19 protein-coding genes and 7 pseudogenes are annotated in these 26,513 nt (G+C 35.6%); 16 read left to right on the top strand and 10 right to left on the bottom strand.

Going from position 1 to position 26,513, the window contains the following annotated elements; translation table 11 throughout:
* Positions 1-395: 395 nt before the first annotated feature.
* The 3 genes from purH (at position 396) to NBW39_RS03530 (ending at position 5,868) form a co-directional block, all read left to right on the top strand.
* Positions 396-1,907 (top strand): bifunctional phosphoribosylaminoimidazolecarboxamide formyltransferase/IMP cyclohydrolase, encoded by a 1,512-nt coding sequence (purH, locus tag NBW39_RS03540; protein WP_250295628.1) that lies wholly within the window; start codon positions 396-398, stop codon positions 1,905-1,907.
* Between the two features lie 654 nt (positions 1,908-2,561).
* The gene (locus NBW39_RS03535; RefSeq protein WP_256466320.1) at positions 2,562-3,818 is read left to right on the top strand and encodes an MFS transporter; all 1,257 of its coding nucleotides are present in this window, start codon (positions 2,562-2,564) and stop codon (positions 3,816-3,818) included.
* A 199-nt stretch (positions 3,819-4,017) separates the two neighbouring features.
* Positions 4,018-5,868 carry a hypothetical protein gene (locus NBW39_RS03530; protein ID WP_250295627.1) on the top strand — a complete coding sequence of 617 codons (1,851 nt, stop codon included), beginning with the start codon at positions 4,018-4,020 and terminating at the stop codon, positions 5,866-5,868.
* Between the two features lie 50 nt (positions 5,869-5,918).
* Here NBW39_RS03530 and NBW39_RS03525 read toward each other — a convergent pair whose 3' ends face one another.
* Positions 5,919-6,434 carry a gamma carbonic anhydrase family protein gene (locus tag NBW39_RS03525; RefSeq protein WP_250295626.1) on the bottom strand — a complete coding sequence of 172 codons (516 nt, stop codon included), beginning with the start codon at positions 6,432-6,434 and terminating at the stop codon, positions 5,919-5,921.
* Between the two features lie 135 nt (positions 6,435-6,569).
* Between NBW39_RS03525 and secG the strand changes: the two genes are divergently transcribed.
* The 3 genes from secG to NBW39_RS03510 are packed head-to-tail and all read left to right on the top strand — an operon-like array spanning position 6,570 to position 8,943.
* Positions 6,570-6,890 carry a preprotein translocase subunit SecG gene (secG, locus tag NBW39_RS03520; RefSeq protein WP_250295625.1) on the top strand — a complete coding sequence of 107 codons (321 nt, stop codon included), beginning with the start codon at positions 6,570-6,572 and terminating at the stop codon, positions 6,888-6,890.
* Positions 6,890-8,494, top strand: coding sequence for a CTP synthase (locus NBW39_RS03515; RefSeq protein ID WP_250295624.1), 1,605 nt, complete (start codon positions 6,890-6,892; stop codon positions 8,492-8,494). Before secG ends, NBW39_RS03515 begins: the two co-directional genes overlap by 1 nt.
* 41 nt (positions 8,495-8,535) lie before the next feature.
* Entirely contained in the window at positions 8,536-8,943 is a 408-nt protein-coding gene (locus NBW39_RS03510; RefSeq protein WP_250295623.1) for a nucleoside deaminase, read from the top strand.
* Positions 8,944-9,022: 79 nt separating this feature from the next.
* On the opposite strand, the pseudogene NBW39_RS03505 reads toward NBW39_RS03510, so the two are convergent.
* The 5 genes and pseudogenes from NBW39_RS03505 to NBW39_RS03485 form a co-directional block, all read right to left on the bottom strand.
* Positions 9,023-9,215, bottom strand: a pseudogene (locus tag NBW39_RS03505) (IS66 family transposase); the annotation flags it as partial.
* Between the two features lie 52 nt (positions 9,216-9,267).
* Positions 9,268-10,710, bottom strand: a pseudogene (locus NBW39_RS03500) (IS4 family transposase).
* 216 nt (positions 10,711-10,926) lie between these two features.
* Positions 10,927-12,720, bottom strand: a complete 1,794-nt coding sequence (locus tag NBW39_RS03495) for a reverse transcriptase/maturase family protein (RefSeq protein ID WP_250294750.1) — start codon at positions 12,718-12,720, stop codon at positions 10,927-10,929.
* A 590-nt stretch (positions 12,721-13,310) separates the two neighbouring features.
* On the bottom strand, positions 13,311-13,469 hold the full coding sequence (locus NBW39_RS03490; RefSeq protein ID WP_250295411.1) for a hypothetical protein: 159 nt from the start codon (positions 13,467-13,469) through the stop codon (positions 13,311-13,313).
* A 674-nt stretch (positions 13,470-14,143) separates the two neighbouring features.
* Positions 14,144-14,956, bottom strand: a pseudogene (locus NBW39_RS03485) (IS5 family transposase).
* 24 nt (positions 14,957-14,980) lie between these two features.
* Between NBW39_RS03485 and NBW39_RS03480 the strand changes: the two are divergent.
* Positions 14,981-16,086 (top strand): annotated as a pseudogene (locus NBW39_RS03480) (transposase).
* 192 nt (positions 16,087-16,278) lie between these two features.
* On the opposite strand, the gene radC reads toward NBW39_RS03480, so the two are convergent.
* Entirely contained in the window at positions 16,279-16,908 is a 630-nt protein-coding gene (gene radC / locus NBW39_RS03475; RefSeq protein WP_250295749.1) for a RadC family protein, read from the bottom strand.
* Positions 16,909-16,981: 73 nt separating this feature from the next.
* On the opposite strand from radC, the gene NBW39_RS03470 reads away from it, so the two are divergent.
* The 3 genes and pseudogenes from NBW39_RS03470 (at position 16,982) to NBW39_RS03465 (ending at position 19,398) form a co-directional block, all read left to right on the top strand.
* Positions 16,982-17,774, top strand: a protein-coding gene (locus NBW39_RS03470; protein ID WP_250294889.1) for an IS5 family transposase whose coding sequence is annotated in 2 segments (ribosomal slippage) — positions 16,982-17,245 and positions 17,247-17,774 — 792 coding nt in all. Because the reading frame shifts where the segments join, the coding sequence is not laid out codon by codon here.
* Positions 17,775-17,780: 6 nt separating this feature from the next.
* Positions 17,781-18,026, top strand: a pseudogene (locus NBW39_RS09215) (IS5 family transposase); the annotation flags it as partial.
* A gap of 172 nt (positions 18,027-18,198) precedes the next feature.
* On the top strand, positions 18,199-19,398 hold the full coding sequence (locus NBW39_RS03465; RefSeq protein WP_250295622.1) for an aspartate kinase: 1,200 nt from the start codon (positions 18,199-18,201) through the stop codon (positions 19,396-19,398).
* A 162-nt stretch (positions 19,399-19,560) separates the two neighbouring features.
* Here NBW39_RS03465 and rnc read toward each other — a convergent pair whose 3' ends face one another.
* The gene (gene rnc, locus NBW39_RS03460; protein ID WP_250295748.1) at positions 19,561-20,259 is read right to left on the bottom strand and encodes a ribonuclease III; all 699 of its coding nucleotides are present in this window, start codon (positions 20,257-20,259) and stop codon (positions 19,561-19,563) included.
* A gap of 594 nt (positions 20,260-20,853) precedes the next feature.
* Here rnc and NBW39_RS09080 point away from each other — a divergent pair.
* From NBW39_RS09080 to NBW39_RS03440, 4 genes and pseudogenes are all read left to right on the top strand, one after another.
* Positions 20,854-21,156 carry a hypothetical protein gene (locus NBW39_RS09080; RefSeq protein ID WP_250295621.1) on the top strand — a complete coding sequence of 101 codons (303 nt, stop codon included), beginning with the start codon at positions 20,854-20,856 and terminating at the stop codon, positions 21,154-21,156.
* A 144-nt stretch (positions 21,157-21,300) separates the two neighbouring features.
* Positions 21,301-21,977: pseudogene (locus tag NBW39_RS09210) on the top strand (IS3 family transposase); the annotation flags it as partial.
* Positions 21,978-22,039: 62 nt separating this feature from the next.
* Positions 22,040-22,899, top strand: a protein-coding gene (locus NBW39_RS03445) for an IS630 family transposase (RefSeq protein ID WP_250294642.1) whose coding sequence is annotated in 2 segments (ribosomal slippage) — positions 22,040-22,364 and positions 22,364-22,899 — 861 coding nt in all. Because the reading frame shifts where the segments join, the coding sequence is not laid out codon by codon here.
* Positions 22,900-22,928: 29 nt separating this feature from the next.
* A pseudogene (locus NBW39_RS03440) lies at positions 22,929-23,368 on the top strand (IS3 family transposase); the annotation flags it as partial.
* On the opposite strand, the gene NBW39_RS03435 reads toward NBW39_RS03440, so the two are convergent.
* Together NBW39_RS03435 and NBW39_RS03430 are read right to left on the bottom strand one after the other, a co-directional pair.
* Positions 23,363-23,659 carry a hypothetical protein gene (locus tag NBW39_RS03435; RefSeq protein WP_250295620.1) on the bottom strand — a complete coding sequence of 99 codons (297 nt, stop codon included), beginning with the start codon at positions 23,657-23,659 and terminating at the stop codon, positions 23,363-23,365. The pseudogene NBW39_RS03440 and the gene NBW39_RS03435 sit on opposite strands and share 6 nt — an antisense overlap.
* A gap of 244 nt (positions 23,660-23,903) precedes the next feature.
* Complete coding sequence (locus tag NBW39_RS03430; protein WP_250295619.1) at positions 23,904-24,929, bottom strand: RDD family protein; 1,026 nt, start codon at positions 24,927-24,929, stop codon at positions 23,904-23,906.
* 178 nt (positions 24,930-25,107) lie between these two features.
* Between NBW39_RS03430 and NBW39_RS03425 the strand changes: the two genes are divergently transcribed.
* Together NBW39_RS03425 and NBW39_RS03420 are read left to right on the top strand one after the other, a co-directional pair.
* Positions 25,108-25,395 (top strand): ATP-binding protein, encoded by a 288-nt coding sequence (locus NBW39_RS03425; protein ID WP_250295618.1) that lies wholly within the window; start codon positions 25,108-25,110, stop codon positions 25,393-25,395.
* Positions 25,358-26,512: an AAA family ATPase gene (locus tag NBW39_RS03420; RefSeq protein WP_250295617.1), complete on the top strand. Its 1,155-nt coding sequence runs from the start codon at positions 25,358-25,360 to the stop codon at positions 26,510-26,512. Before NBW39_RS03425 ends, NBW39_RS03420 begins: the two co-directional genes overlap by 38 nt.
* Position 26,513 lies beyond the last annotated feature (1 nt).

The raw sequence follows: 26,513 nt of genomic DNA, 5'->3' as shown, positions 1-26,513 counted from the left end.
GGACATTCGTTTGTGAAAGCAGTGTGTTAAATGTTATAGCAGGTTTTGCCTCAAACACAAAGGCAGTGCCCAGACTACTTGGATCCAGAAAAAAGGATGATGTCATACCAGTGCCCTCTTCTTATTATCCCAGTGCTCCTTTCTCGTCATCCCAGTGCCCTGACTACTTGGATCCAGAAAACTTAACTTTAAATAAGTGGCTGCATAATAAAGACTAGATTCCAGTGCCAAACACTGGAATGACACCATTTGCTGTGCAATTTACCTTCAAAAATGAATGTTCGTACAGCTATAGCGGAATCTACAACGAGATACCGCGGCGGTATGACGTAGTAGCTATATATAGACAAATTCCTTTTTCTTAGATATAATCTTAAAAAACTTTCCATATAAAAATGAAAATAAAAAGAGCTTTAATATCAGTATACGATAAAACGAATATAATTGATCTTGCATCGTTTTTAATGCAGCAACAAATAGAAATTCTTTCAACAGGAAATACTTATAAAGCACTATCTGATGCCGGAATAAAAACGCAAGAAGTCTCAGATTATACGCAATTTCCAGAGATACTGGGTGGTAGAGTGAAAACTTTACACCCTAAAATTCATGGAGGAATACTTTGCAATAGAGAAAAACACAAAACGGAAATACAAAATCTAGGTATTGAGCCAATAGACCTGCTTATAACTAACCTATACCCATTTTGGGAGACAGTAAATAGCGGCTCAAATGAAGAGCAAATTATAGAACAAATAGATATCGGTGGAGTGGCGTTAATTAGAGCTGCAGCAAAAAATTTTCATTTTACTTCAGTCATTTCTAGCATTCAAGACTATGAAGCACTAAAAGCTGAGATGATAAAAAATAACAATGAAACAACATTGGAATATAGAAAACATTTAGCAATCAAAGCATTTGCTCTCACTGCACACTACGATTCTAATATTCACAGTTGGTTTTTATCCCAGAGTAAAAATAATGAGTTGCCAGAGTTTTTTGCACTATATGGACATAAAGTACAAGAACTCAGGTATGGTGAAAATCCCCATCAAAAAGCTGCATTTTATAGCAATCAATTTACCAAATATCCGCTAGAAAAAATACATGGGAAAGAGTTGAGTTATAATAATATAGTAGATATAGAGTCCGCACTTAACATAATTTCTGAATTTGAAGAACCTGCAGCAGTGATAATAAAGCACAATAACCCATGTGGCGCTGCTGTTGGTGATAATGCTTTAGAGGCATATGAAAAGGCCCTATCGTGTGATGAAGTAAGCAGTTTTGGTGGTATAGTAGCTTTAAATCGGGAGATAGATTTAAAGCTAGCAGAAAAATTAAACGAGATATTTTTAGAAGTTCTGATAGCACCATCAGTAAACAATGAGGCACTAAACATTTTGCAAAGAAAGAAAAACTTAAGAGTGATTATTCATAAATCTTTCCAACAAAATGTGAAATACCAAACTAAAAATGTTGTTGGTGGGTTTTTGGTGCAAGAAAATAATGACCACACAATAAAAGCAGAACAAGTAACAGAATGTACTACAACAGAAAAAGAAAAGGAAGATCTTATTTTTGCCTGGAAAATATGTAAACATGTGAAATCCAACGCAATAGTTATAGCAAAAGATGGTTGTGCTATTGGCATCGGTGCAGGGCAAACAAGCAGAATAGATAGTGTGAACATTGCAGTAAAAAAAGCAGGTGAAAAATGTAAAGGTGCAGTGCTTGCTTCAGATGCATTTTTTCCATTCCCAGATAGCATAGTAGAAAGTGCAAAACATGGGATTACAGCTATAATTCAGCCAGGCGGCTCGCTGAAAGATCAAGATGTGATAGCAGCTGCAAATGAAAATAAAATTGCTATGCTTTTCACTGGTATTCGCAGTTTTTTCCATTAGCAAACATTGTAATTTAGCTACCAGCTTCCTTTTCATCCAGCTCTCTATTCCAGTGCGTAACCTAAGTCATAAAAACCTACTTGACAAACTCCGCCAGCCCCCTTATCATGATACTGAAGGTATTCATTTATCTTCAATCTGTGCAGATTAAACGACAACAGTATTACGTGATTGGCGTCTTATTTTTAATTTTTTGCACTATGTGCACCTTATGTCTTCACAGTATTTCTAGGTTTTCAAGCTGAAACGCGCTGTTTAAGACAGTATAGTACGCCGATTTGCAGGATTAGAGAGTGAACACTAATTACCACGGGATTTCTTTGTCTTTTTTTTCTGCCTGGTAAATTTCTTAATATTTATGGCTAAAAGAGCCCAAGAGAGGTCAGCGCGTGACGCTGGAATCCAGTTTTTGGCAGTTTCATTGAAAATGTTGTATAGTATGCTTGTTTACAGTCAAAATCCTGGATCCCAGTGTCTGGGCACTGGGATGACAGGAGAAGGGGCTACTCGGATGACATCTTTATATTTGAGGTAAAATTAGTATAAGATTTCTTCGAAAATAAACGTTCGCACGTCACGTGCTGGCATGTTTAGGTTGCAAAATCCTAAAAAGTAGCCACAATAAAATAAGCAAACATTTACGAATTGAATTTAGTGCAAACAAGGGTGTTGATATCAACCATACTCTGCAGAATCGCAATATGGTATGACTACATGCTTTTTATTGATTTGATTAACATAATCAGCAGAGAGTTTTGTTTTGCAAAAGATGTCTACAGTAACATACTGCAATTATTTGGAATTGTAGGGCTAGGCGCAATTGTAAGGCCACTTGGTGCATTCATATTTGGTCACGTTGGTGACAGGTATGGAAGGAGGATAGCATTAATAATTACTATCTTGCTAATATCGATACCATCAAGTCTCATTGCATTTATTCCAAGTCACAATCAAGTAGCTACTATATTGCTTCTTGCAATCCATATAACACAAGGAATTGCACTTGGTGGTGAACAAGGAAGTTCTGTTTATCTTATAGAGCATTTATCCAGTAGGAAAGAGAACTTAGGGATGTATTTTGGAATAATGGGTTTTGGCCGCTCCATTGGCGTCTTGCTTTCTGCGGTGATAGTAATTATCTGCAAAAAAACTACTGATTTTTGTATCTGGGGTTGGAGATTGCCATTTGTTTTCTCAGCTATTTTAGGATTAATTAGCGCGTATAGCATATACACATTGGGAGAAACTCCAGCATATGAAAAAAATCGAAAACAAAGAAATTTACCTGATTTGCCAATAATAGAGCTTATAAAGTGCCACAAGAGAGCTCTTATACTTGCTATTTTAATATCTGTACCTGTTAATGTTGCTGTTGGATTTACCATATTTCTTCGAACACTCGCAAAGGAAATAGCATCAGTGGATGTTTATGTAACGACATATATCAACGAAATTGTATTGATTATAACCAGTATATTAATGCCGATATCTTCAATAGCGTTTGGAATGTTGGCTGATAAAGTTGGAAAAGAGCGCACTGCAATCTTATTTATAGCAATTACAATGGCACTGTGTTGTCCTGCGTTATCTATTGCATATTACTACAAAAATTATCTTGTGATTGCGTTGAGCGTAATGGTTCTCTCTATAATAGAAAGGGGTATAGTTCCCATAGGAATAGTTGCATCTGAACTCTTTCCCACCAATGTCAGATTTAGTGGCGTAAGCTTATCACGTAACATCTCTTATGCATTACATGGAGGATTTACCCCTATGGTTTGTATTTGGTTGACTGTAACATTTCCTCAAACAAACCTTGCTGCTGGGCTTTATATAGTCTTCTGCTTATTGATCAGTGTGGTAGCAATATTGCAAATAAAGCTGCAAGATAAAAAATTTGGTTGGTCTTAATTTTCTCTTATGTAGATCGGGAAAACAAGAGCCCTTTTTTTTGTCATTTAGCTATAGCACAATTAAGCAAATACGGCCATTTTACGCCAAATTTTTTTTGTTTACGAACATAAATTTTCTGTGCTATGATGAAAATATTACTTGACCTTAGGTTTTATAAAGGTATTATGTAATATCATTATATATATTGAGGTTTAATATGTTCACTTTTGATAATTTAAAAAGTATCGCTAACATCTTAGATATTAATGGTTTGAGTCTAAAGAAAGAAGAAAAACAATTCCTAGCAAATCTCCTTAAAAAAGTGTTGGAAGTTGAAGATGAACAATCCATAGGAAACGTAGTAACTGCATTAGAAAAAGAAATAAAAAACACTCTAAAAACTGAATTAACAGAGGAAGTGAAAACTCAACTCAAAGCTGATCAAGTAATAATAACGGCTGCAATAAATGCACTAAAAGCTGAAGAGGCAACAAAAACTGCTGCAAAAGTTGGACTATCAGATGAAATACTAGAAAAAGCAAATAAATTTGAGCAGATAGAGAAGGAAAATAAAGAATTAGAAGCTAAAGTCAATGCAGTTGAGCAGGAAAAAACAGACTTACAAAAGCAACTAGAAGATTTAACAAATGAACAGGAGAAAGTTAATACTACAATTGAGAATTTATTTGAAGACGGTTCAATAGAGACAGAGATAGAAGGTCTAATTAAACTCACAGGTCAAGAGCAAGAGTTAGAAGACGCACTTAAGGTCTTATATGATGAAAAATTAGAGAGCGTAATAGAAGATGTCATAAGCAAAATAGAAATAGAAGATGAAGATAAGGAGCAATTTCGTGAATTGTGGTCACAGAAAGGAATAATGCATCTAATAACGGAAGGTAATCAAGGTGCAAATGAAGTTGTGAAGGCAATTGAGAAAGAGTTAAAGTTGATAAGTACGCTCAATAAGGAAAGTCTAGTGTTATATATACAGGTGAAAGCTAAAAAACAGGAAGCTGAGGAGTTAAAGGATGAAAATGAAAACTTAAAAGGTCAATTTACTCGAGTTAGCAATGAATTAGAAGCTGTAAGAGAGCAAGCTAAGCAAGCTGACACGGAAAAAACAGTCTTACAAAAGCAACTAGAAGATTTAAAAGATGAACAGAAGAAAGTTAATGGTGCAATTGAGAAGTTATTTGTAGATAATTCAATAAAGACAGAGATGGGAGGTCTAATTAAACTCACAGGTCAAGATTTAACAGACAAAGTTAAGAGCTTATATGAAGAAAAATTAAAGAACACAATAGAAAATATAATAGGCAATGATTTATCAGAAATGAAAGATGAAGATAAGGAGGAATTGCATAAAGGGTTACAAAGCAAAATAAAATCTATAATAGAGACTGATCAAAGTAAAAATGTAGATGAAATTGTGAAGTTGATTAAGCCAAAGTTAACGGACGATATAATAAGTGCAGGGAAGTTCAATAAGGAAGTTGCGAACTTAGAAGGTAAACTTGTTCAAGTTAACGATCAATTAAGGGAAAGTACAAAACTTGGGGAAGAATTAGAAACTCAACTAAATGGATCATTAAAAAAAATAGATGAACTAAATGATGAAGTTCAGAAGTTAAAGGCAGCACAAAATCCTGCTCTGTTAAAAACCAAAGACAATCAAATAAAAACACTAAAGGATGAAGTTCAGCAGTTACAGAATGCACCATTAAAAGACAGTCAACAAACTACAGAGCAAATAGAAGCACTAACTGCTCAAGTTGAGCAATTAGAGAAGAAAAATAAAGAATTAGAAGCTGAAAACAAAAAAATTCAACAACTAAAACAAGGCAATGGAGCACGGTACACCGCTACTGTTGGTATGGTTCTTGCTGCTGGGTTGGTAGCATTTACTGCACTTGAACGTACAGTTAGATTAGAGATGTTAGTAATGATTGGTATAGCAGTAGCATCTGCACTCGTAGTTGGTGGTATTACATATGCAGCATTACCTAGTACTCAGGTGGATGGAGCGGAATCACAAGGAGTAAGTGGGAATAATAAAGGGAAGTAACAAGGGTTGAGCTGAGATGTTCGTGTCAAGTAAAACACTTGACGCGAACTTCAGTTTTTATATTCTTTCATTAGCATAATATAGTTTTGTGCTGATTGTGTAATATGTTTAATTTCTTCATTCGACATTTTTTTGAAGAACTTTGCTGGCCTGCCAGCCCATATTTCTCCACTTTTTATCACTTTTCCATGTGTCACCAGTGAGCCAGCAGCTACCATAGCTTCAGGCTCCACAACTGCATAGTCCATCACGGTAGAGCTCATACCAATAAACGCTTTATCATGCACTGTGCATGCGTGCAACATACAAAAATGTCCCACTGTTACCATACTGCCAATAATTGTGTCACCACCTGGGTTTCTATCCACATGAATTACCGTTCCATCTTGAATATTTGTTCCATTACCTATTTTTATTGATCCAACATCTCCTCTGACCACACAATTAAACCAGATGCTTGCATCTCTTCCTATTTCAACCTTGCCTATGATATGCGAACCACATGCGATGAAAGCACTTTCGTCTATTTTTGGTTCATAATTTTTGTATTTTAAAATGTGATACATATTAAGCCCAAAGTCTTATGCATATGTTAATCAAAATAAGGTAAGCAGTCTTAGATTTCAAGTTATTTGGGTGACAGATGTTCTTGACTTACGTGCTTTGTACTGCTAAGATTTTTATTTTCAGCCCTATCTATAATGTCAGTAGCGGTATTAAGTATATTTCAAATAATATTGGTTGTTGTGTTAGTAATTTTAGTGCTCTTGCAGCCACCTGGGAGTAGTTCGTTAAGTGGTTTTAGTAATACACAACAGGGGGTCAATTCGATGATTCCGGTAAAATCTTCTGAAAACCCGCTCAGCAGAATAACAGCTATTGTTGCTGGATTGTTTATTATAAACACATTGCTATTGTCAGGATTATATTCAAAAGACGTACATAAAAAATCGATCGCAGAAAAAATTATATTAGAAAAAAAGCAAGAAAGTGAATCTACTTCTGTTCCATTTGAAAATTAATGAAGGAAGCTAAATTTATCTTTGTCACAGGTGGAGTTGTGTCATCGCTTGGTAAAGGCTTAGTTGCTTCAAGCGTTGGTGCGCTTCTTCAAGCTCACGGTTTTAAGATCCGTATCAGAAAACTTGACCCGTATCTCAACATTGATCCTGGAACAATGAACCCAACTCAGCACGGAGAGGTATTTGTTACCGAGGATGGTGCTGAAACTGATTTGGATCTTGGGCATTATGAGCGTTTTACTGGAATTAAAGCAACAAAAGATGACAATATAACAACTGGTAAGATATATCATGAGTTATTGAAGAAAGAGAGGCGTGGTGATTATCTGGGCAAAACTGTGCAAGTCATTCCTCATGTAACAGATTTAATCAAATCGTTTATTTTTAATGGTACGGAAGGTTTAGATTTTGTAATATGTGAAATAGGCGGAACTGTAGGTGACATTGAAAGCCAACCATTTTTGGAGGCTATACGCCAAGTTAACTACACATTAGGAAAACAAAGAGTTATCCTTATTCACTTAACTTTAATACCATATCTTACCGCAGCGCAAGAATTAAAGACAAAACCAACGCAGCATTCAGTTCGAGAGTTAAATTCCGCGGGGTTACAACCAGATATTATATTATGCCGCAGTGAGAAAGAAATTTTCGATAATCAAAGAGAGAAAATAGCTAAGCTTTGCAATGTTTCTTTGTCCAATGTGATACCTGCTCCTGATGTGAGTCATATATATGAGTTACCGGTGTTGTATAGCCAATGTGGGCTTGATACGCAAATTTTGGAGCACTTTCATTTAAGTGAGCCAAAACCAAGCTTGATTGAATGGGATCAAATAGTGCACTCTATAAGGCACCCAACACAGGAAGTTACTGTGTCTATAGTGGGAAAATACACCGAATGCCCTGATGCGTATAAATCACTGGTTGAAGCATTAAATCATGGTGCGATTAGTAATAAAGTCAAAGTAAAGATAAATTGGGTTAACTCAAGAGAGAAGGAAGAAAAACCTATAAATGAAAAGCTTATGGAAGAAAAATTACAAAATTCTCATGCAATCCTTGTCCCAGGGGGGTTTGGTGATGATGGAGTAGAGGGTAAAATATTAGCAATAAATTATGCCCGTACAAATAATATCCCATTTTTTGGAATTTGCCTTGGTATGCAGCTTGCAATTATTGAGTTTGCTCGTAATGTTGTTAAGCTTGAAGATGCACACTCTGAAGAATTTCATAACTGTAAACATCCAATCGTTAAGTTAGCTGGCGATCAAGATGACGATCTTGGTGGAACCATGAGACTCGGGGCATACAAATGTAATATAAATGCAAACTCTAAAATGATGGATGCATACAGTAACACTACTATTTCAGAAAGACACAGGCATAGATACATAATCAATTCAGATTATAAAGATGATTTGGAAAAAAATGGGTTGCTATGCAGTGGCATATCAGAAGATGGAACATGTATAGAGGCAGTGGAGTTAGAGAGTCATCCGTGGTTTATTGGTGTGCAGTTTCATCCAGAGTTTCAATCAAAGCCGTTTTCTCCTCATCCTCTTTTTATATCGTTTATTAAGGCAGCAGTTAATAAAATTTAAAAAAAGAAGATTAGCAAAGGAAAGTGTTCAAGTATCAATATATGGAGCTTGCCATAGAGCAAGCCAAACTTGCCCAGAAAAATGGTGAGGTGCCAATAGGCGCTGTAATAGTTAGTGGAGACAATATCATCTCTTCTGCACACAACATATCCAATGATCCAACTGCACATGCAGAGATGTTAGCGATCAGACAAGCATTTTCAACTTCCACGCTTTGTGATGCTGATATGTACGTAACATTAGAACCATGTCCGATGTGTGCTCAAGCTATTTCCTTCGCCAGAATTAAACGATTGTACTTTGGAGCTTACAATCCCAAAGGTGGAGGTATTGAAAATGGTGCTAAGATATTTCAATTTTGCAGCCATATACCTGAAGTTTATGGTGGAATATTGGAAACAGAATGCTCTTTCTTGTTAAAGGATTTTTTTGAGAGGCTGAGAACCTAATTAGATTTAAATTAGATTTCTCTTTTTTAAGTATTACAATTTTTGAAGCTAATGAATTGTATCCGTTCAGCAGAGTGGTTTAAGAAACAATAGATAGAAGGTTTTGGAAAGCCCCTTTGTTTCCATGTTAAGTATAATGAAATTATCCGCTCAAGGAATGTGTTTCCTCGCTCCGATTGGGTAAAATATGAGTTTTTACGGTAAACGACATAGTGTCGTATCTGTTGTTCAGCGTGATTGTTTGTCAATGGAATGTTTTCTGAATCATTCAAAGGAGAGTAGACCAGCGGACCTTCCCCGCCAGCCTCTCGCAGAACCTTACTATTACCCACAAGTATAGAATTCATGAGCAAGTCTCCATCCTTCTGCTAAATCAAAGAGACGTTTCCATCCCTTCCACAAAGCTATAGGGCCTGGTTCTAAGTCATTTTTGCGAGCTAAAAACCCTCCTAACTTGCCCACCCACCTCACAATTTCTCTTATAGGTGGTGGAGTCTCAGGATAGTTTTTTGTCTTAAGCATTTTGGTATATAAAACCTTCCATTCGTCATCAGTCAGTATGACAGTGCAAGAAAGATTCGGATTTGTTCTAGCTACCAATGTGATAAAAAATATTCTCCATGCAATTATACTCATAATTGTAAGAAAGCGGATTAATCTATCTGCTGTTTGGAGCCTACATTCTTCAACTTTAAGACCGGATTTCAAAATTTTATGAAAAACCTCTATTCTCCATCTTAAGCAATACCATTGTATTTTTTCTACTGCTTCTTCAAAATTATTAATATTTATATTTGTCAACAAAACCCAGTTCATAGGCTCTTCGCCAAATGGGGGGTGTTTTTCTATAACATAGACAGCATTTAAACTTAAATTAGGAAGTTTTTGGGTTTTACGTCTAGCATTATTTTTTGATGCATTCATCACAAAGTTACTAAACTTTACTTCTAAAACTGTTGTTCTTTGAGGTTTATCATTGCGAGCAGACTTGTATTTCTCCTTGACAAGACATGCAAATCCCACAACCTTTCACCACCTTTTTCAGAATAAGTCGACTTCTTATTTACTGTTCTGTTTTGATTTCCTCTTACTACAAAAAGAGATTGATTAGTGGAAGCGACTTCAAATAAATCATAAATATCTGCTTCTCTATCGCAAACGGTAACTACCTTAACGTTCTTTAATCCAGGATGGTGAGTAGAATCTTTAAGTGCACCGTATGCTTTCTTCCTCTTCTATGGGAAGAGCAGTATTATGGCTTCTTCTTTTCAACTCCTTTAGGTCTTCAGCTAAGGAAGGTCTAGTACTAATTTTTTGATCTAATAATCCTATAGGTAGCCCTTCTGTTGTAACTGCAAACGTTGTATGCATCACTAATCCATGGGTTTTAAAATTAGTTGTTTTAGATGTTAATCTTGCTGCTATAATCCCTAATCCTTCGGTCTTTTTATGATTTTTATATGAAATATAACTCGTGTCTTGGATAGCTAAGATGGTTGAGTGTTCCTTAGCTCTTTCAACAGTTTTAATTATATGACTGTCTAATATCTTTCTTTCAGAAATGGCATCGTTTTGGAAAAATCTATAAGCTGCTTTACTTTGATGCCAATCTTCACAAGCTTGATTTATTGAACGCTCAGGTGATTCAGCAAAACTATTAACTATTTTTAAAAGCCTCTTACTTAATCTTATATCACCAAAATTAACAATTCCAAATTCACTTTCTGCCCATTCGCCAGTTGAGGTATTTATATTTCTTTCCATCATATATTCCATTTTTAGACCATAGATCTATTTATAATAGAAAGTTGCATTAGTAAAATAGCAGCTTTTTCACCATTTATAGATTTATGGGTAATAGTAAGTCGCAGAACTGTGCATGAGGTAGAGTAGGCAGCCAGCGAGTTACTATTAAGCACTTTTCCAACAGCCTCTCTCCGAACCACGCATGACCGTTTCCGTATCACGTGGCTCTCCAATAATCTAACGTTTTAAGGAATCACCATCATATTTCCCATATTGGATTTTCTTATGGCATTCATGACAAACAACAAGAGTTTTTCTCTGTCGTTCAATCATTCTTTTCTTCCATTCAGGTAGTTCAACATTACTCTTACTTCGTAGATCAGCAAGTTTACGTACATGGTGTACCTCAATCTGCTCTTGTGATTTACATAATTCACAAGTTTGTGCCAATAGTCTTTGCTCTATTTCACTACGCTTATTCCATATTGGTATAAGGTTATCACTTATGCTTACCCATTTATTCCATTTTAGCGACACAGCACCAAAGTGTGTAATTAATGGTATCTTTGATGGTAAACGATCTACTCTGATTTGGATGACTTTTCGTTTTTCACCTTCATCGTTTTCAATCATCGCACCAAATTTTCTATAAATTTTCCTGCAAGTTGTTTTGTATTTAGATGCTAAAGTCTTTACTAATGATACTTCCATCACATACTTCAGATAACTTAGTGTGTGAAGGTTGTAGGCCATTTTGTAGTATTGTACAATTCCTCGATATTCAGTTTGATACTGAGCAACAATACTGTAAGCTGTATCAATTGTACGTTGAGGTAAATGTATAGGCTTTCCACAACGCATATATTCAGAACACTTTTTCTGCTTTATATGGTGTGGTACACGTAAGCCAACACTACCGTTAATACACCGCTGTGTCCGATGATCATGTTTATCATCTGCATGCAAGACGTGTATTTCATAACCCAAAAAATTGGCTTTGCTATCACATGCGTGTGTAATAAGCGTTTTATCTTCATTAAGCATAAGTTTGAGCTCCTCATTGAGGAATCTAGCAATCTCATTTTTAATTTGTTCAGCTTCATTTTTTGGTCCTGCAAACCCTACCAGAACATCATCAGCATACCTAACATACCAAAGACGTCGATAATTTTGATCACAAGAGTCCTTAGATGGCATACTCTGCACTAATTGGCGCAGTTGCCTTACTTGCTCCCAATTCCCTTGTTTTCTCATCATCGATACTTGCTTGGTTAACCTTAAATATTTTGGGTTTGTCCTTCTTCGCTTACCTCGGTTATTTGCTGGTATTAATGTATGTTCCACATGTTTATCTAACCGATCGAGTAATATGTTACTCAGAATTGGACCAATAATAGAGCCCTGTGGTACTCCACTGTGACTCTTATTGTACTTCCAATTTTCCATATATCCTGCTTTTAGCAGTCGATTGATTAGTTGGATAAAACGGTTGTCTTGAAAGCTTTCACTCAGTATTTTTAACAATATGGTATGATCAATTGAGTCATAACATGCTCTGAGATCCCCTTCTATAAACCATTTTGTACCTCTGCCTTTTTGCGTTACTGCTTTTAATGCAGTATGGCATCCACGCTTTGGCCGGAATCCATGTGAACACTCACTAAATTTAGACTCATAATAGGCTTCCAATATTAATCGGATTACTTCTTGAAGTAACTTGTTTGACCATGTTGGCAATCCTAACGGCCTTCGTTTACCGCTCTTCTTTAAAATGTAGATACGTTTTACTGGTATCCATCGATATCGTTCATAGCGTAAATCCTCTATGATTTTATCAATTTTCTCCAAAGACATACCATTAACTGTTTCAGCAGTTACACCTTCTGTCATAGCACCTTTATTACGACAAAGTTTACCATACGCTTGAAGGTAAAGATCACGCTGATAAAGTAGGCGATATACGTTTTTAACCGGCAGATTTCTTTGTCCGCGTTCACGTATAATGTTAAGTATTGTTTCAGCTTTCCGCATCTTGCGTACCTCCCAATTTCAACATTCAATTATCTGTCACCCTTTGCCCTGTATGTGGCTCTCCCACATTCCCCGGTGGTTCGTTACTTCCACGACTACTACGATGACTCCGTAACCATAGAACTCGCGTTCCTTAGGTCATCCCATGTTCCGTCACTAAGAACTGTTCTAGATCAACTTAGGTTTTCCATTCATCCTCTTAAATAAGTTCACTACTTATCGTTCTACAGCCAGAATGTCGCACAAACGAAAGTTTAATCTGTGCTTACTGTAGACATGGGGTTTTAAATGTGATACCCATGGATGTGAAGTCCCACCCCTGAAGATTAGAATTCAAGCAGTTTAGCTTTAACCATATTGATCAGGTGTTGCAAGCCGTTATCTTACACATCTTCAGACAACTCTCGCTTTACATACATGCTCTTGTCCTCCTCCCCTTTCGGGTTAAAGTTAGTTGTTCACCTCGAGGCCATTTATTCTGAACCCCGCTTAGCTCTGCTAAGTATTTCTTAATGCGTGCCACGGCGCACCCTCTCGACTCACACAGCTCCCATTATTCAGCCATCAGTCATATATTTGATGGCCTCGTTTTATTTGTCAGTTCCTCCCATTTCTGGTTGCCCAACTAATAAAACTGAATCCCTTCGCTCCATTTCCATTACAGAAATTTCTTCACTACTACGAGCTCTGTTTTTCGCATCGGTACTCTCATCCTTGAAGTTTATCTTCTTGGATTTCTCCCTTGTCATCGAAACGACAGGTTCCCGTAGTTCCACACAATAGCCCAAAATAGATTCACGCCACCTTTATGCCGCTACCCAGTAAACAAGTTTCCGATAGGTTTATCCCAAGTTAGAATTTACCCCCTGGTTTTGACGTCACCTTTGATGTTTCGACACTTCATCAGTGGTTCACTTGCGTTCGTCTCTCTATTCAACACATGACACATAATTGTGCCTTTTCCGTAACGCTCACTACCTTGACTCTTTATCAAAGCAGCTTACGGTTGTTTAAAGCCTGCTCTTGTAAACCGGCTTTGAGGGGCCCACCCTCATCTATTATGTAGCTTTTGCACTTAGTTTGCTCTTTGTCTGAGCATCCTTTATGCTTCTACGGCACACAAATTCCACATCATTCTTTCAGATTTCAAAATATTCTTTGCAACTCGAGAAGCTCCTATTGCTTCGTATCTGTTCAGCCAATGGCGTCAACTTAAGGAAAAATATCAGCGATAGTGTATAAAATTTCTCTCTAAAACTTTTACCATTAAATTATCCAGAAGCCGCAGGAAACAGCACTTTTGTTTCTATTTTATTTCAACAAAGAAGTTTAAAATGTGTCCTTTTTAGGTGAAGCATGCAAAAAGGAAAAAATTTTATTCTACAAATTAAAAATATAATAGACCTCTTTCGAAACTTCACATCTACAACTCCCAATTATAAATTCCTGCAATAAGGTTAAATCTCAAGCCAAAACGTTTTCTTCGATTTCTATATCTATCTGAAATTATTTTGAATCTTTTTAACAGACCAATTACATTTTCTACAATCACTCTTTGACTTGCAAGCTCTTGATTTTCTTTCTTTTCTACCTTGTTCAACTGCTTCTTTTTCGTCTTCCTGTGCGGTAATTCAACATTTTTGTGTATCTTTTGCATTCCTCTGTAGCCAGAATCAGCTAAGACTTTTATGTCCGAGAGTATGTGCATTCTTGACTCCTTAAAAAGCCGAAAATCGTGCTTCCTAGCATTTGAAAAAGACGTACAAATAATTTTTTTACTATCTTTTTCGGTAATAATTTGTGTTTTTATACCGTGCTTTTTCTTTTTTCCTGAATAAAATCTTTTTTGCTTTTTTTTTGCCTCTCAACAGGAGTTTCGGTTGCGTCAATCACTAAAACTTCATATTCCATATCACTTTTTAAGAGCTCTTTTCGTCCTGGTAATGCAAAATCTGGATGTTTTACTAACTTGTCTTCTACCCACTTTACTGTCTTATATGCTCCACTTTCACTGATTCCATAGCTTTGCGCAATATGAAAATATGTCCGATATTCGCGGAGATACTCTAATACCATTAGGAGCATGTTTTCCTCACTTAGCTCTTCCTCCTCTAGCTTTCTTCTTTTTATTTGCTTTCCTTAGAATTTCCACTATCTTATCAAACGTTGCTCTTTTTAGCCCTGTTAATCTGCGAAATTTCTCATCTTCTAACTCTTTTGCTGTTTTGTATTTCATCTATCTCCTTCACACTAAATTACCATTGTATATCTTCTTTGGCTTTATGCTAGTTTCGAAAGAGGTCTAATATACTCGAAAGCTTTTCAGAGAATCCATTGTGTTGAGTTTCACGCGAACAAGCTTTTACGACAGTATTTTCTATGATTTTAAAGTTAGTTAAAAAAAGTTTGGGAATAGAATGTGAACTTATGGAGCCATTGACATGTACCCTCAAAGCAAGCTTTTTCTAAAGCAAGGTATAAATACAGGTTTTAAAGAATTTAAGCATCCAAACAGCCTATCAAGATGAATCTGAGCTGGAGAGGCTATAGACTTATTGCAGCAGATGGTTCTGGTATGAGATTACCCAGCTCTGAGGAAATTGTATCCGAGTTTGAACCAAATGGAACAACAGGCACCGCTGGCAATTTGTTTGTTGATTTATGTACTTCACTGATTTGCAGTGCTCGCCTTGCGGCTTGGGAACAAACGTTGGCGGAAGAGCAATTACCCGAAGTTATCACTCAAATGCGTTCATTAAATCAAAAGAAATTATTATTTATCTATGATCGTCTTCAGATTCAGCAGCATGATGATTTGGAAGTAGATTTTATTTTTCGCTTGCAAAAAAGAAATTATAGCAAGCTATGGGAACGCTGGCGAATCAGATTTTGATTTTATATTAGAAAATGAAAAGCTAAAAAATAAAATGAAAGGACAGAAAGTAAGAGCTGACATTAGCCAACGGAGAAACAGAGTTTTTGACCGAGACTTTGGAGCAAAGCTTATGTATTAAGGTGGCACATAGAGGAAACGACTCAAAGTAGGAGCAGAGTTAGAAAATTTTTCTGGAGAGGCTGTATTACAAGAATTTTGGGCAAACTTGGTCATGTGCAATATATTATCGCTTCATATGTGTGATGCACAAGGGCCTTGGAACCCAGATCAAATTGCCGAGTACCGTTTAAATTTTTCAGTTTTATTTGGTGTGATGAGACAGAAACTTTATCAAGTGCTCGTTGCGCCAAAAGATTTTCAAGCCCTTTTTAAGTATACGCGCCAAAGTTAAGATCCGACCGGGAAGATTGTATAGCCGCAATAAAGTAGATAAGCCCAAACGCCATCATGTCTTTAGGAGAGTTTGCTAATGTATGCTCTTAAGTTGACGCCATTGTCTGAACAGATACGTAAGTAGCAGCGTTCACTGTTAGACTGCATTCTGTGGTTTTTACTTACTTATTTCATCCCATTTGTTTCTGATATCGCTCGTGCATGATATAGTATTCACAGCATGTCGCAAGCGTATCGGGAAACATAAATTATTTTAGCTATAAAAGCTTTCACAGTAACCTATTTTCCTTGAAACTAAAATAGCTACTGAATGTAATAATAATGTGGTCTATTAATTCTATTCCTATACTTTGGCAAGCTTCTGCTAGTTGCCTAGTGAGAGATATATCGCTATTTGAAGGTTGTGTATCTCCACTTGGATGATTGTGAGATATTACAATGGATGTTGAACCAATCAAAAGTGCGCGCTTGATGATCTCTCTGACATAAAGAGGAGTTTGATCTACTGTACCAACGTTTTGCAGGTCTTCCGCTATTAGACGATACTTTTTATTCATATAGATGACGCGAAAATTTTCCTTATTGAGGCTTCCTATGCTTATTCTTAAATAATCAAGCAATTTTTCCCAGTTATCGATTATAGGCAGGTCTTTTATTTCTTCTCTTGCAGAACGAATAAAGGCTTGTTTTACACAAAAGATGGCAGATATTGCTGCATTGCTGACACCATCAACATTTTGCAGTGCTTCCAGGTCAGCATTAAAAATTTTATTCAAACTGCCAAAATTTTCTATCAAACTCTTTGCTATCGGTTTTACATCAATTCTACTGTATGCTGAATATAAAATGTGCTCTAAAATTTCATAATCAAGTAATGATTGCCCATTATCTAAAATAATTTTCTCTCTTAGAACCTGTTCATAATCTCAAAAAAGTGATAAACTATGAGATGATGTATATGAATAAGGATATATGAGAAATTTATACCCAAGTGACATAAGTCGAGAACAATTTGAAAAAATCAGATCAATTCTGGAGAGTAGTAGGAAGAAAACAAAACCAAGAAAACTTGATTTGTATGATGTATTTTGTGCAGTGCTGTACGTCCTAAAAAGTGCCTGTCAGTGGAGAATGCTGCCAAAAGATTTTCCAAAATGGCGAAGTTGTTACGAATATTTTAAAAAATGGAGTGAAAAACCAAGCGAAGATACAGAAAGTACTTTGGAGCGTGTATTAAAAAAAATTAGTTGGAGAGACACGTATCAGCAATGGTCGGAAAGAAAGAACTAGTTTTTGTATAATTGATGCTCAGAGCGTAAAAAATGCAGATACTGCTGAAAATAAGGGCTACGATGCAGGTAAAAAAATTTCAGGAATAAAGCTCCATATTGCAGTAGATACACAAGGTTTACCACACGCGATTTATGTAACAACGGCAGAAGCAACCGACCGCAGCAGTGCCATGAAAATGGTCGAAAATGCTAAAGAAAAACTCTCTGAAGTTAAAAATATACTTGTTGATGCAGGCTACACTGGAGAAAATTTTGCAACACAAATAAAAGCAACTATTGGTTCGACGGTCGAAGTAATAAAGCGAAGTGAATTACACACCTTTGTTGTACTGCCAAAGAGATGGGTTGTTGAGCGCTCTTTTGCTTGGTTGGAAAAATGTAGGCGTTTGTGGAAAAATTGCGAGCGGAAACTCAACACTAGCTTACAAATGGTCGTTCTTGCTTTCACTTCTTTACTCCTTAAAAGATTATGAACAGGTTCTGACAGAAATGCTGCAATTAGACTAATAAAGTCATATGATTGCATAAAAAAGTGGAAAGAAAAAGTAAATTATGGGAAAAGATCTTATGTAGAAGGTTTTTTCTCGCGACTGAAACAAACATTCGGGTTTAATTTTCGGAACAAATCTGAGATAAATCGAGAAAAAGAACTGCTAATCAAATGCTATTTGCTCAATAAATTCACTGATATTGGTATGCGAAATGGCTACATGAATTTATCGTAAATTACTACCAGTATAAGGTGCGATGCAACAAAGCCATTCCAGCGTCACGCGCTGGAATGACAACTTAAATTGTTCAATACAATCATAAAATTTGTTTCAGTAAACCTAATTTGAGTTAGCTATATCTCTACAAAAACTATATTTTTCTTCAGAAGAGAGTTATATTGTAACTATGGACAAAATAATCATAAAAAAATTTGGTGGGACTTCGCTAACTGATTTAAACCGAGTTGCAAATTTGATAAAAAACGATATTGAGAAAGGTTGTAATGTAATCGTTGTTGTATCTGCTGTTGCAGGATTTACTGACCAAATGGCTTTTCAGGCTAGGCAAATCTCAAATTTAAGTTGCAGACAAGAGTTATCAGAGTATGACGTTATGCTTTCAGCAGGAGAACAAATTTCTTGCGGTCTATTAGCTATCACTCTCCAATCGATCGGAGTTAATGCTAAATCGTGGCTTGCCTGGCAGTTACCAATTATAACTGATGATTTTTATTCTGAGTCTAAAATAAAAACAATAAAGATTGACCGTGTGAAAAGATCTTTTGCTGAGGGTTATACTGCTGCGATCATCGCTGGTTTTCAGGGTATAAATGATGATAGAATCACTACTTTTGGAAGAGGAGGCTCTGATATATCAGCAGTTGCCTTCACGGTAGCCTTTGGTGTTAGAATTTGCGAAATTTTTACTGATATTGATGGAATATATACAGCAGACCCGAGAATTGTTCTAAAGGCACGCAAGCTCAAATTTATCTCTTACGATGAAATGTTGGAAATGTCGTCATCTGGTGCTAAAATACTGCATAATCGTTCAGTACAACTTGCAATGAAGCATAACATTAAAGTGCAAGTGCTATCCACTTTTAAAGAAGTAGAAGGCACCACAGTACTACACAAAAGGGATGTACTAGAGAGATACTTAATTACTGGAATAGCTTATAGCACTAATGAAGCTCTTGTAACTTTCACTAACCTTGCAAATAACTTGCGTACTTTAAGAGATATAGTAGGGGCAAACGTTAAAATTGATATGATACATGGGTCAAGTTTTGTTATCTCCAAATTTGATATTGATTTAATGGAAAAGTTACTGAATAAGAATGAAAATTATGCTATAAACAATAATGTAGCTAAAATTTCAATAATTGGTATTGGTGTTATGTCTAACACTGAAGTGATGCACCGCACACTCAAGGTTTTAAGCGAAAAAAAGATAGAAATACTTGCTATCACAACATCCGAAATCAAAATCAGTATAATTGTTCAAAAAGAATGCGCTGTAGCTTTAGTCAAAGATTTACATACTGAGTTGATATGCAACGCTAGAATAGTTAGCTATACGAGCAACGCTGAAATGACAATTTAAATTGTTCAATATAACCATAAATTTGTTTCGTTTCCTGCATTAGCTATATTTTTTGGGTTAGTTATAGAATATCTTAAATCACAGATTTGGTTTGAAAAATACTATGCTTCTCCTTAATTCCCCTAAAGAATTCCTTAAAACTTACATTAATGCCTATTTTGCCTAAACTGAAGCGTCTTTTCCAATTTTTTCTAACATCAACTCAGCAGCTTTTTGTTCAGCAATCTTTTTACTAGAAGCGCATGCAGAAACTTTACCGTAATCTTCTATGCAAACTGATATAGTAAATTCAGGATTGTGCGCTGGTCCAGTTTGTTTTACAAGCTCATACTCTGGTAAAGGCAATTTGTTTTTCTGAGTCCATTCTTGCAGTGAGGTTTTAGGATCTTGAGGGGGATCAAGCATGCTTTTAGCTAGCTTTTCCCAATATTGGATAATAAATTTTTCAACATTTTCAAGTCCGCCATCAACATAAATTGCACCTATTAGTGCTTCAAGCGAGTTTTCTAAATTTTTTAAGTTACATCTCCCTCCATTGCAGCGTTCGCTATTATTCATGATGATAAAGCTGCCTAATTTTATTTCTTTAGCAACATTAGCAATGGTGTTGCCACAAACTAAATCCGTCTTTCTTTTTGCCAATGCCCCTTCTTTTTCTTCAGGAAATAGTTTAAACAGTATGGCAGATACGACCATATTCAAAACACTATCGCCTAAAAACTCTAGTCTTTCGTAGCTTACAATCTGGTTTTTGCTATTCCTTTTATTTACGCTTGGGTGGGTTAGTGCCTCTTCTAATATTGCATAATTTGTAAATTTATAATCAGTGATCTTAGATATTGCATCATTCAAACTCTCCATACCCATTATTTAAAAGAAAAACACTTCCTACCACACCTTTATACCAAAGAATTAGTTTTATTTTATTAAAATAATACCAACAACTTCCAAAATGTACAGTTTAATAGAGCTCTTGCATAGCCATTATTTGAGTAATGATTCATCAATGTCATTCCAGCGCGGACGCTAGGCCATAAAAATTACTTTACAAACTCCGCCAGCTCCCTTATCATGAAACTGAAGGTATTCATTTATCTTCATTTGTGCAGATTAAACAGCAAGAAAACAACGTGGTTGGCGTCTTATTTTTAATTTTTTGCACTATGTGCACCTTATGTCTTCACAGTATTTCTAGCTATATAAGTTGAAACGCGCTGTTTAAGACAGTATAGTACGCCAATTTGCAGGATTAGGAAGTGAACACTAATTACCACGGGGTTTCTTTTGCCTTTTTTTCTGCTTAGTAAATTTCTTAAACATTCAAGCTAAGGTTAGTTGCACTTAAAAGCAGCTAAATTGTAGCGTTTAAGACTTAAAAAACGCCAAATACTGAAAATAGACAATGACCATGGCTTCTTTTGCCTTTTTTTTGTTTGGTAAATTTCTTAAATATTTATGGCTAACATGAAGCTAAGTACGAACTTTGTTAAACACAACAAATGGTGTCATCCCAGTGCTTCCTTCTCCTGTCATCCCAGTGCCCAGACACTGGGATCCAGCTTTCTTTACAAATTCACCAAAAGTGCTTCATTTTATAACGCAAAACCCATATTCACCAAACCCAATGCATTACTTGCAATTAAGTTTCCTGGATCCCAGTGTCTGGGCACTGGGATGACAGGAGAAGGAAGCACTGGGATAACAGGAGAAGGAGGCTACTCGGATGACAGGCTAGCCTGTCATCCCGCTACTTGTTAGCGGCTAAGAGATACCGCGGCGGTATGACGGTTAAGTAGGGTGTCATTCCAGTGCCCCCTATGGTGTCTGACCTTACCCAGAAAAAGTAGAGAGGAAGTTAAGCCATTTTTGAGGTAAAATAAAACATGATCATGAGGGCTTATTATGGTAAAGAACAGAAAGAATTACACAGTGGAATTTAAATTAGAGGCAATAAAGTTGGTAAAGGAAACGGGGCAGTCAGCAAGCAAAATAGCTAAAGATTTAGGAATAGATAACAGTACACTAAGTGACTGGATAAAAAAATATAACGAAAAAGGATCAATAGAAGAAGCATTTCCTGGTAAGGGAAAGTTGGCACCATGTGATAAAGAAAAGTTTGAATTAAAGAAAGAACTAACAAGAGTTACTAGAGAAAGAGACATTTTAAAAAAAGCCCTGGGCAAGTCACAAAGAGTAAAATATTTATTTATCAAAAAGCATAGAAACTACTATAAAGTACAGGAGTTATGCAGGATTTTCTGCTAGCGGCTACTACAAATGGACTAGTAAGAAGAAAAGCAGCAAAGAATCAACAAGGGAGCAGTTTCTAGCAGATATTCAAAAAATATACCAAGCATCTAATTGTAGATATGGTGCACCTAAAATTCATGCTGAACTAAAGGCTTTAGGTAAAAATTGCAACATCAAAACAGTGCAGGATGTCATGCAAAAAAATGGCATTCAAGCTAGACTGAGGCGAAGATTCAAAAGCAAAAAACAGCAGACTGACAATAGCTCCCAATATATTGGACCAAAACTTTACTACTAGTCAGCCAAACAAAGTATGGGTAACTGATATTATAGTACTTTTCATAATAGTCCAAATAAGGTAAAATAAGGATTTGTAGTAGTGAAGGTAGGTATGCCAGCAGCATATAGTTATGACTTAAGGAAAAAAGCAATGGAAGCTCTAGACGAGGGAGAAAGCAGAGAAACAGTGGCAGCAAGATTTAAAATTGGACGAACTACTTTGTGGGAGTGGCAGCAAAGAAGAAAAGAAACAGGTGACTTTCAATCAAAAAAACTTGGAAATGGAGGTTACAATCACAAAATTACCGACTGGGATGCCTTTGCTAAATTTGCCAGAGAAAACGGAGGAAAGACTCTATTGGAAATGGCTAAACTTTGGAGCAACGTTAGTATCCAAACTATCCACCGAGCCCTGAAAAAAATTGGATTTACACGCAAAAAAAGACCTATGGGTACAAGGAAAGAAGCGAAGAAAAACGTGCTAAATTCTTGAAAATTATAGCAACAAAAGAACCTAAAAACTTAGTGTATATAGATGAGTCTGGCATTGACAACACTGAAGACTACCCCTATGGATATTGTCAGAAGGGACAGCGGTTTTATGCCCTAAAATCTGGGAAGAAAACTCAACGAATCAGTATGATTGCAGCTTTAAGTGAAAGAAAAATAGTTGCTCCATTAACCTTTGAAGGCCACTGTAATATGGATATTTTTAATGGATGGTTTGAGCAATTTTTGATACCGACCTTGGAACCTGGACAAACTGTCATTCTTGACAATGCTACTTTTCATAAGTCTGATAAGATCATTAAGCTTGCTAAAGGGATTGGTGCAGAAATTTTGTATCTGCCACCGTATTCTCCAGATTTTAACAAAATTGAACATCATTGGTTTGCTATAAAAAACAGAGTCAGGAAAAACATTCCTCTATTCAAGTCTTTTCGTCATGCTGTTGATTCTGCCTTTCTATGATCTGTTCGGATTATTATGAGAAGTGCTATACATACATAAAAACTAAGGATGGTTGGCTATATTTGGCAGCAATAATTGATCTATATTCACGTATGGTAGTTAATGAGTAGTACAATAACTAAGCATAGATGCTTTATTGATGGCTGTTGATAAGCGCAAACCAGCCAAAGATCTGCTATTTCATAGTGATCAAGGTTCACAATATACCTCTAAAAATTATCAATTTTTACTGAATACAAAAAGTATTATTTCTAGCATGAGTCACAAAGGTTGTTGTTACGATAATGCTGTTTCGGAGAGCTTTTTTAGTTCACTAAAGAGGGAATTACTCATTGATACCTCACAACACTCCGCACAACAAGCTAGAACCGCAATATTTGAATACATAGAAATTTTTTATAACAAACAACGTAGACATTCTACTATTAACTATTGCATTCCTGAAAAATTTGATTCATCATTTTCATAATGAAAATGGCTTAACTTCCTCTCTACTTTTTCTGGGTAAGGTCAGCTTCTCCGTATTCCACTTATTCCATGCATGCTGCTTACTTGAACCTTTCTTACATTTTTTGCTTCGCTTTGAACGACGAAGTTCACCCGTATTATCTTCGCTTAAACTTATAATATCATTTATTAATCTGCTTATTTCTTCATGACTAATTTTATCATTAAGATTTCTTTGCTTTAAAACACTAGGCTGTAATAGCTGAATAACATTATCTCTTATAGCTCCATCATTAGTTGGTTGTTGTTTCATTTCACCCTCCTCAAAGTGTAACTAAAAAATTACCTTCACTATAAAACTAAATAGTCGTAAACAATTTATGTAAATACTAACTATAGCCTTGCTTGTAACACGGATATTTTTAGTGTCAACAATTTTTTTCCATGTTGATTAGAAAATTGATTTTATTGCAAGAAATCACGTAGTTTATTTGAAACTAGTATTAAAAGAATCACATCAACCACAGTAGGCATGTAACGTACAGCAAGGAGAGAAATTATCTTGAAGATTTGTGGTATATTGCCACTGTCTTTGCAATTTTATCATGAAGAAATTGCTTGCGTTTGTCAAATATTGCAAATATAAAAATTAGTATTATAGCTGTAAAGGTTAAGTCTGTTAAGGGATCAAACCACCATTTAGAAGTATACTTATCAAGCGAATCAAAAAATATATTCATCGTGAATATATAATCCAATATCAAAGTAGTAACTTCAAACAAAACACATCTGATTGCTGCTTGCATTAGGGTAATATTTCCAAGTGTATTTGCATCTTTTATGTGAATACTGCATAATAGTTGTCCTGGAGTACCGCTAAATCTTCTTATCATGTATACTCCAAATACTATTGGTAGCAAAAAAGATAAGTACGTGGCTAATAGTTCAGCCCTGGTAGGGTTAAAAGTCATTTCTGCAAAATAGAAAAAGACTAAAGAAATACCCGTAATAATAAAACGGTCAATAATGTATGCTACCACGCGCCTAGTTATTCCTACATAGTTTAAATTTAAGTGATGTTTTTCAGGTTTGTAATCAATTACCACTGTTTTTACAATTTTGTCGTAGAAAAACTGCTTGCGTTGGTCAAATATTGCAAGTAATAGGGCCAATATTGGTAAAACTAAAAACCATTCAGAAATATAGCTGGGTACCCACAAAAATACCTTAAAACTACTCCTTACTGCTGCTTGCGTTAGAGTAGCGTTTTTAATTTTGTTTGCATCTTTTATACATATACCACATAAAAATTTCCCTGGAGTCCAGCCAAATTTTGTTATCATTAATGCTTCTAATACTACAAACATTAGTGCTCCTAACACTGTATCTTGTACTGACATAAAGGTTGTATAGGAAAGAACAGCATCAAATAGGTCAGCATTGGACAAATCAGCGTAGGGTGATCTGTGTAATGTGAATAAAAGTAATAAACCAAAAATTAGATAAAATATCATTTGGTCAACTACATACGCTGCAACACGTTTAGTAATTCCCGCATAGTTATCCATTTCTGTACCAAACACGATTGCCTAACATACCAGACTAGCAATTAAATAATAGTAAAATTGTTTGTATTGCTATTTGGATTGGTTTATTTTTATAACTCGATAGTTCAAAATAGAGACAAAGATCAAAATTTACTTATTTACGTCTCCAATTTCATTGTGTATAATGGAGACAAAGATTTATATTTCATGTTTTATGTCTCCATTATTTATTGGTAGGCAAGCTGAGTTAAAGCAACTACTGGAACTTACAGAAAAAAATACTGCTTCTTTTGTAGTAGTCAAAGGAAGGCGTCGTATAGGAAAAAGTCGTTTAATTCAAGAGTTTGGTAAGTATTTTGAGCAATATTACTCATTTATAGGTTTGCCACCAGAAAAGCATACTACAATATCCCACCAACTTAATGAATTTTCTAGACAAGTTGCTAGACAATTTAATACGTCTTTTGCTAGATATGATGATTGGAGTATGGTCAGTTGGTGAACGTCTACTATCAGGGAAAATATTATTGCTATTTGATGAAATTTCTTGGATGGGCTCAAAAGATCCAACTTTTTTAGGCAAAATAAAGAATTTTTGGGATACACAGCTAAAAAATAATAACAAGCTAATTTTTGTTGTTTGTGGATCAGCTTCATCCTGGATCGAAAAAAATATACTTAGTAGTACTGGTTTTGTGGGAAGAATATCGTTGACTTTAACACTCGGGGAGTTATCACTTTCTGATTGCAATGAATTTTGGCCAAAAAATATTTCAGCATACGAAAAGTTTAAGGTGCTTGCAGTAACTGGTGGAATTCCAAAGTATTTAGAAGAGGTAAACTTTAAACATGGTGCTGAAGAAAATATTAAAAAGCTTTGTTTTACAAAAGGTGGATTTTTAGTTGAGGAGTTTGACCAAATATTTTCAGATCTATTCATGCGAAAAACAGCTTTTTATAAGCAAATAGTGAGAGCTCTTTCTACTGGAGCTAAAGAACAGGAAGAAATTTGTACTGCTTTAAACATTGCAAGACACGGACGCATTTCTGAGTATCTACATGAGCTCGAGCTTGCTGGTTTTATTGCAAGGGATCACACTTGGAATATAAAAACGGGTACTGATTCACGACTCAGAAGGTACAGACTTAAAGATAATTATTTAAGGTTTTATCTAAAATATATTGAAAAAGATCTAGGGAAAATTAATCGTGACACCTACTCTATGAGATCTCCAGGAGAGTGGCATACAATTATTGGACTTCAGTTTGAAAATTTGGTGCTTAACAATAGAAAGAGCATACATAATATCTTGAGAATTGATGGAATAGTAAGCGAAAATCCATTTTTTCAGAGGAAGACAGGTGCTGGTTGTCAAATTGATTACATGATTCAAACAAGGTTTAACACTCTCTACATTTGCGAAATCAAATTTTCAAAAAATAAAATCGGTCATTCAATAGTACAAGAAGTACAAAAGAAAATAGATACACTAAAGCGTCCAAAAGGCTTTTCATGTCGTCCAGTCCTTATTCACGTTAATGGTGTGAGTGACGACGTTATAGACAGCGATTACTTTTCAAACATAATTGATTTTGGAGAATTATTGAATTGTAAGTAAT

This window comes from Wolbachia endosymbiont of Oedothorax gibbosus (assembly GCF_936270435.1).
Classification (GTDB): Bacteria; Pseudomonadota; Alphaproteobacteria; order Rickettsiales; family Anaplasmataceae; genus Wolbachia.
Note: the sequence above shows the minus strand (reverse complement) of the source record. Positions and strands in the feature narration are given on the sequence as shown.